6 protein-coding genes and 3 pseudogenes are annotated in these 6,806 nt (G+C 71.6%); 4 read left to right on the top strand and 5 right to left on the bottom strand.

The window, feature by feature from the left end:
• A pseudogene (locus ACFY6U_RS48685) lies at positions 1-676 on the bottom strand (hypothetical protein); the annotation flags it as partial.
• A 144-nt stretch (positions 677-820) separates the two neighbouring features.
• Here ACFY6U_RS48685 and ACFY6U_RS48680 point away from each other — a divergent pair.
• From ACFY6U_RS48680 to ACFY6U_RS48670, 3 genes are all read left to right on the top strand, one after another.
• Positions 821-1,579: a GPP34 family phosphoprotein gene (locus tag ACFY6U_RS48680; protein WP_351484694.1), complete on the top strand. Its 759-nt coding sequence runs from the start codon at positions 821-823 to the stop codon at positions 1,577-1,579.
• A gap of 306 nt (positions 1,580-1,885) precedes the next feature.
• Positions 1,886-2,743 (top strand): helix-turn-helix transcriptional regulator, encoded by an 858-nt coding sequence (locus ACFY6U_RS48675; protein ID WP_093501737.1) that lies wholly within the window; start codon positions 1,886-1,888, stop codon positions 2,741-2,743.
• Between the two features lie 214 nt (positions 2,744-2,957).
• Positions 2,958-3,149: a DUF397 domain-containing protein gene (locus ACFY6U_RS48670; RefSeq protein WP_293995171.1), complete on the top strand. Its 192-nt coding sequence runs from the start codon at positions 2,958-2,960 to the stop codon at positions 3,147-3,149.
• Between the two features lie 133 nt (positions 3,150-3,282).
• On the opposite strand, the gene ACFY6U_RS48665 is transcribed toward ACFY6U_RS48670, so the two are convergent.
• The 3 genes and pseudogenes from ACFY6U_RS48665 to ACFY6U_RS48655 all read right to left on the bottom strand — a co-directional run.
• Positions 3,283-4,188 (bottom strand): MerR family transcriptional regulator, encoded by a 906-nt coding sequence (locus tag ACFY6U_RS48665; protein WP_390049077.1) that lies wholly within the window; start codon positions 4,186-4,188, stop codon positions 3,283-3,285.
• 68 nt (positions 4,189-4,256) lie between these two features.
• Positions 4,257-4,763, bottom strand: coding sequence for a glutathione peroxidase (locus ACFY6U_RS48660; RefSeq protein WP_390049076.1), 507 nt, complete (start codon positions 4,761-4,763; stop codon positions 4,257-4,259).
• Positions 4,764-4,772: 9 nt separating this feature from the next.
• Positions 4,773-5,155, bottom strand: a pseudogene (locus tag ACFY6U_RS48655) (ArsR/SmtB family transcription factor); the annotation flags it as partial.
• On the opposite strand from ACFY6U_RS48655, the pseudogene ACFY6U_RS48650 reads away from it, so the two are divergent.
• A pseudogene (locus ACFY6U_RS48650) lies at positions 5,084-5,922 on the top strand (hypothetical protein). The pseudogenes ACFY6U_RS48655 and ACFY6U_RS48650 sit on opposite strands and share 72 nt — an antisense overlap.
• On the opposite strand, the gene ACFY6U_RS48645 reads toward ACFY6U_RS48650, so the two are convergent.
• Positions 5,867-6,802 (bottom strand): slipin family protein, encoded by a 936-nt coding sequence (locus ACFY6U_RS48645; protein ID WP_390049075.1) that lies wholly within the window; start codon positions 6,800-6,802, stop codon positions 5,867-5,869. The pseudogene ACFY6U_RS48650 and the gene ACFY6U_RS48645 overlap by 56 nt on opposite strands.
• Positions 6,803-6,806 lie beyond the last annotated feature (4 nt).

Here is a 6,806-nt window from a genome sequence, read left to right as displayed (position 1 = left end):
CGCCCTGGGGGGCGGTGTCCTGGGGTTCGGCGGCGGTCTTCGGCTTGTCGGCGGGCTTGGCGTCCTCGGGCTCGGCCGCGGCTTTCGGCTTGGCGTCCTCCGGCTCGTCGGCGGTCGCCGACTCACCCTGGGAGGCGGCGTCTTCGGGTTCGGCGGGGAGCTTCGGCTTCGGCGCGGCCGACGCCTTCGCGTTCGCCGGGGTGCCGTCGGTGTCCGCGTCGGTCGTTGCCTCGGGCGCCGTAGCGGGCTCGTCGGCGTCCTCCGGGCCCTCCTGCCCCTCCTCGGCCCCCTCGGCCGCCTCAGGGCCGTCCTCGGCCCCCTCAGGGCTGTCCTCGGCCGCCTCCGGGGCGTCGCCCTCCTCGGCCGCGTCCTCCGCCGGCTCGCCCGTGCGCACCCACGCCGCCACCGCGTCGCGGAGCTTCGAGTCGGTCTCGCCGGTCTCGCCGGTCGTCTTCAGGTCCCGTACCGAGAAGACCCGGGTCGCGGTGTCCACACCGCCGGCGGTCTCCTTCTCGGCGGCCACCGCCAGTCGTGGGTCGCGTGCTTCGGGAACCGTTTCCGCGCTCCCCGACGTCGGTTCTGCCGACGACTCGCGCTGCTTCGACCTGTCGGGGGACTCGCCCGCCACCGATGCCTCCTCCACGCTCCGCACGTTGCCGTGCGCTGTCCGAACCATGTACCAGTGTCCTGTGTGCGGGCTTAGCCCCTGCGGTAGACGAGAACGACATACCTGCCGGTTCCCTTACGAACCGGTCACGCACCCTCGACAGACCAATGTGAGAGGGGTCACCCTGTCATTCATCCACGCGGGGAGGCATGGATGGGCAGGAGCCGCAGAACAATTCCGGAGGAGCTTCTGCTGCTGGCACTGGACCCGGCCACGGGTACCACTGCACAGCCGCAGTCGCTCGACCTCGGTCTGGCCGGAGCACAGCTAGTAGAGCTGGCGCTGGCCGGACGGATAGCCCCAGACGGGGATCGTATCGCCGTGGTGCAGCCACGGCCGACTGGAGATCCGACTTTGGACTGTGCGTTGGAGTTGCTGCGAAGGCGCGGCGCTCCCGTACGGGCTGTTCACTGGATCGGCGGGCCACGTCTCGGCCTTCGCCAGGTCTATCTCGCGCATCTGGAACGGTGCGGCATGGTCGCCGCCGTGGCAGGTCAGATGTGCGGGGTGCTGCCGACCACTCGCTACCAGGCGACGGACAACGCCGTCACCCGGGAGATCCGTGGCCGGTTGGATTCGGCGATCCGCACCGGCGTACCGCCGGACCCGCGGACCGCGGCGCTCGCCGCACTGGCCCACGCGGTCGGTCTCGGCAAGCACCTGTACCCGGGCAACGAGGGCCGCTCCTCGCGTTCCCGGTTGCGTGACCTGATCCGGCACGACCCGATGGGCGGGCTCGTGGCCCACGCCGTCATGGACGTGCAGAACGGCGCGGCCGCCCAGCCACGCCGTAGCCCGGCCCCGGCCCCGGCCGGACCAGGCGTCAGGTCCGCCGCGCCGGAACCCGCACGCGGTGTTCCGATGCAACCGCGCCGAGGTGCGGGCGCGATGGCGCGCGCCGTGGTGCACTGAGCCGCTGTTCCACGGCAGCAAGAGCCGGCGACAGCCGGCGACACGGCACCCCTGAGACCCGGTTCGGGAGCCGCGGGTCCGAGCGGGGCGGTGGAGGCGTACGCAGTACGCGCCTCTCCGCCCCGCTCGGCATTTCCGTCCGGAGCCGTCCGGAGCCGTCCGGAGAATCCGGAACGTGCCCGAACTGACGCGTACGCGCCGCATATCCGCTGTTTCCCAGCGGTAGGAAGCACCTTGGTGGCAGTCTGCTCAACAGCAGATACGCAAAGTGGTAGTTACAGGCAGGCAGCCGGAGGTGCACGTCCCGTGGCGTCCAATGTCAATCCCACCGTCAGGCGACGCCGGCTGGGCCAGGAGCTGCGCCGGCTCCGCGAGCTCAAGGGCATGACGGCGGAGGAGGTGGCGGAGCGGCTGCTCGTCTCCCAGTCGAAGATCAGCCGGCTGGAGAACGGGCGCCGGAGCATCAGTCAGCGCGACGTCCGCGACCTGTGCGGGGTGTACGAGGTCGAGGACCAGCGGGTCGTCGAGTCCCTGATGGAGATGGCCAGGGATTCGCGGCAGCAAGGATGGTGGCACGCGTTCGGGGACATCCCGTACAGCGTCTACATCGGTCTGGAGACCGACGCCGAGTCGCTGCGGGTGTACGAACCCCAGCTGGTCACCGGGCTGTTGCAGACCCGGGCGTACGCCGAGGCCCTGGTGCAGGGCGCGTTGCCGGAGACCTCCGCCGCCGACATCGAGAAGCGGGTCCAGGTCCGGATGCGGCGACAGGAACGTATCACCGCCGAGCACAACCCCCTCCGGCTGTGGGTGGTGCTCGACGAGGCCGCGCTGCGCCGGCTCGTCGGCAGCAGGCTGGTGATGCGCGAGCAGCTGGAGTACCTGATCGAGATGTCCCAGCAGCCGCACATCACCGTCCAGGTGCTGCCCTTCGAGTGCGGCGCCCACCCCGGCCTCAACGGCCAGTACGCGATCCTGGAGTTCGCCGACGCGGCCGACTCCAGCGTCGTCTACCTGGAGGGCGTGACCAGCGACCTCTACCTGGAGAAGGCCCACGACGTGCAGAAGTACGCCGTGATGTACGAGCACCTGCGCGCCCAGTCGCTGAACGTCGAGCAGTCCCGGCAGTTCATCGCCGACGCGGCCAAGGAGTACGCCCGCTGAGCCGTCCCGGACGCCCTCCCGGACGGAGGGCGCCGGATCGTACACCGGCGTAACGCTCCCATGGAAGTCTCCTCTGGAATATGCCATCCGGACGAGTGAACGGGTACTCCAAGCGAGGAAGTTGCCTAGTAGCGTCGATCACGCCAACCGGTCAGCAAGGTTGGCGTGAATCGCACTACAGCAAGCACCACAGCAACTCGCTACAGGAGTGGACATGGCACTGCTTCAGGGCGCCACGGAGACGTGGACGAAGTCCTCCTATTCCGCAGGGAACGGGGCGTGCGTCGAGGTCAAGTCGCCGACGACCGCGGGACTCGCCGTACGCGACTCCAAGGTCGAGGAGGGCCCGGTCCTCGCATTCCCGGCCGGCGCATGGAACACCTTCGTGGCCTCGGTCAAGGCGTAAGGGGGCATTCGCTGGCCCATTGCTTCACGCTCCCGACGAAAACAACTGCACAAGCGTCACACAGAGCCCTCTCGACCAGCCCGCCGTCCTTGCCGAGGGGGCTCGGCTTGTGCCCGGCCCTGCCCGCCGGCTCTCACCGCACGGGGAACGCGACGTCGCACACCGGGTCCTCCGGTCCGGCCGCGTCCCAGTCCGCGAAGTAGACCTCCCGGCACGGGCCGTCGTACGCCAGGCCCTCCCGCCCGGCGACCCACCGCTCCACCGCCTCGAAGGCAGCCAGGATCTGCGGGTGCGCCACCTGTGCCTTGCTGATCCTCGTGTACGCCAGCGTGCACGCCGGCTCGACGCGCACCGCCGTCTCCCAGGGCCGCCCGTTCCGCTCGGCCCAGGCCCGGGCCGCCGCCTCGTCCGCCACCGGGACACAGGCCTCGGCGGGCCCGTCGCTCTCCATGGACACCTCGGCGTGGTAGACGACGAACGGCGCCCCGGTCACGCCCCCGCACTCCCTCGCCGCCGCCTCCAGCCGGCCCAGCGAGGCGCCGATCCAGGCCGGCAGCTCGTCCGCCAGGGTGTGCCGCTTCTCGGTGATCACCACCTGCGCCGGCACCTCGACCGTCTCCACCGCGAACGTCCCGTACATCTCCGTGCTCCCTCCGGACAGCCGTCCACGGAGGTATGCGGCGAGCGTCCGCTGCCCGGCGACCCGTCGCTCGACGTCCGCCCAGTACGCGGCGAGCAGCCCGGCGGCCGTTTCCCCGTCCGGGTCGGTGTCCGCCGCCTCGACCACCTCGGCGATCCTCGCCAGCGGCATGTCCAGCTGGCGCAGCAGCGCCACCAGCCGGGCCCGCTCGACCTGGCCGGCGCGGTAGTACCGGTAGCCGGTCACCTCGTCGACGTGCGCCGGGGCCAGCAGCCCGAGCCGGTCGTAGAGGCGCAGGGCCTTCGCCGAGAGCCGGGAGCGCGCCGCGAACGCGCCGATCGTGAGCAGCTCCTCGTCCACGGCGTCCACCACGTCCTCCACGGCCGCATCCTCCGTCACCGGGCGGATCGGTTCCGCCCGGTGACCAGGAGGCTCGTCCCTGCCCCAGGGGCAAGGTCAACCCGGGGTCAGGCGAGGGCGGCCTCCACCGCCGCCACGACCTCGGCCGACTCCGGCTCGGTCGGCGGCGCGAACCGGGCGAGGACCTGTCCGTCCCGGCCGACCAGGAACTTCTCGAAGTTCCAGCGGATGTCCCCGGTGTACCCCTCGGCGTCGGCGAACCCGACCAGGCGGTCGTAGAGCGGGTGTCGGCCCTCGCCGTTCACCTCGACCTTCTCGGTCATCGGGAAGGTCACCCCGTACGTCGCCGAGCAGAACTCCGCGATCTCCTCCGCGCTGCCGGGCTCCTGGCCCATGAACTGGTTGCAGGGCACCCCGAGCACCGTGAAGCCCTGCGCCGCGTACCGCTCCTGGAGCTTCTCCAGGCCGTTGTACTGCGGGGTCAGGCCGCACTTGGAGGCCACGTTGACAATGAGCACGGCCTTGCCGCCGTAGCCCGGCAGACCGGCGGAGCCGCCCTGCAGCGCAGCGATCTCCACGTCGAGCACGGACCCGTTGTTCTCGGAAGTCGTCATAGGCGGATGCTAACTCCGTCGGGTGGCGGTCCGGGGTCCGGCCTCCACGAGCACGTCCCCCGCCGCCGTCCGTGAGTACAGCACCGACCGTCCGGCCCGGCGCCGCTCCACCAGCCCGGCGTCGGGCAGGACCCGCAGATGCCGGCCGACCGAGCCCAGCCCCTGCCCGGTCACCGCCGTGAGGGGGGTCGTGCTCATGGGCGCGTCGAGCAGGACCAGCACCCCGGCGCGGGCGCCGCCCAGCCGGACTTCGGCGTGACCGGGACGAGCAGGAGGCCGGCGCCGGAGATCTCGCGGGGCGGGTATTCGTGCAGGTTGACCTGGAGCCGGTTGGAGCCGAGCCAGCGGGTCCGCCCCGGCCGCACCGAGTCCAGCGCCTCGGCCCAGCCGCCCGGAACGCGGCCGGTACCGTCGGCGGGCTCGCCCTCGGCACGCTCGTCTACCGCACCACCGGCTCGCCCCTCCTCTCGGCGCTGAGCATGTTCGGCCCCTCGCTGGCGCAGGTGCTGGGCGCGACCCTCCTGCTCTCCGGCGCCGACCGGCTGCCCCCGCGCACCACCCTCGCCGCGATCTCGCTCACCTTCGCCGTCGGCACCGCGGGCCTCGCGCTGCCCGGCCTCCCGGCCGGGGCGCTGCTCGCCGTCGTCCTCCTGCTGGGCCTCGTCGCCTCGCTCGGCGGCGGGGTCCGCTGGGGGCTGCTGAACGAGATCCTCGACAAGGACGGCTACCTGCCGGGGCGTTCGCTGTTCAACATGATGAGCGGGCTGCCGCCGCCCGCCGTCCGCACCCGCACGGCCACCCCGCTGCTGCTCCTCCTGGCCACGCCCTACCTGGTCCTCTTCCTGCGCCCGCCCCTGGTGCTCGCCGCCGCCTGCGCCACCGTTGCCTCCGTGGCTTCGGCGCGAGCCTGGTCCAGCAGGAGAGGCTGATGGGGCTGACCCCGGACGAACTCGGCGGCCACGCCCTCGGTCTGCACTCGGCCGGCATGCTGACCCTCCAGGGGCTGAGCGCCACGCCGGCGGGCTCGGTCGCCCAACTCACCTCGCCCGCCGCCGCGATGACGTTCATGGCGCTCGTGTCACTGACCGTGACACTGGCGCCGGCTACGGCCGCTCGACGGGAGCGGACGGCTCCGTCGCGGGTTCCCGCGGCGCCGTGAGCTCCGCCGCCGGTCCGAACCTGTCGGCGACGGCCGCGATCTGCTCGATCCCGGCCTTGAGCGCGGCCGAGCCGTCCGGCCCGTCCAGCTCGCGCTCGTTCTTCTCGACCTCCTGGTCGAGCCGCTTGGTCGCCCGCTCGAAGTAGCGCAGCAGCTCGACCGGGAAGGGCATCACGAGCGTGGAGTTCTTCTCGGCGGCGACCTCGACGACGGTCTGCAGGAGGCGCAGCTGCATCGCCTCCGGGGTCTCCGACATGATCCGGGAGGCGTTGGCGAGCTGCTGTGCGGCCTGGAACTCACCGTCGGCGGTGATGACCCGGGCCCGCCGCTCCCGCTCCGCCTCGGCCTGCCGGGACATGGACCGCTTCAGCGACTCCGGGAGCTGTACGTCCTTGATCTCGACGCGGTCGATGTGGATGCCCCACTCGGCGGCCGGGCTGTCGATCATCAGGGCGAGCCCCTCGTGCAGCCGCTCCCGGTCGGTCAGCAGGTCGTCCAGGTCGCTCTTGCCGATGATGGAGCGGAGCGAGGACTGGGCGACCTGGCCGACGGCGAAGACGTAGTCCTGCACCTCGATGGCCGCGCGGACCGGGTCGGTGACCCGGAAGTAGACGACGGCGTCCACCTTCACCGACACGTTGTCCTTGGTGATGCCCTCCTGCGTGGGCACCGGCATGGTGACCACCTGCACGTTCACCTTGCGCATCCGGTCGACGAACGGGACGAGGAAGGTGATCCCGGGGCGCCGGAACTCCGGCTGCGCCTTGCCCAGGCGGAACACGACCCCACGCTCGACCTGGTTGACCACCCGCATCCCGCTGCGCAGCACGAGCAGGGCCGCCACGACCACCAGTACGACCCCTACAACGGCGCCGTCCATGGGC

This window comes from Streptomyces sp. NPDC013157, from assembly GCF_042899865.1.
In the GTDB taxonomy this organism is placed as follows: Bacteria; Actinomycetota; Actinomycetes; order Streptomycetales; family Streptomycetaceae; genus Streptomyces.
This window is presented reverse-complemented; position numbering and strand designations above follow the sequence as displayed.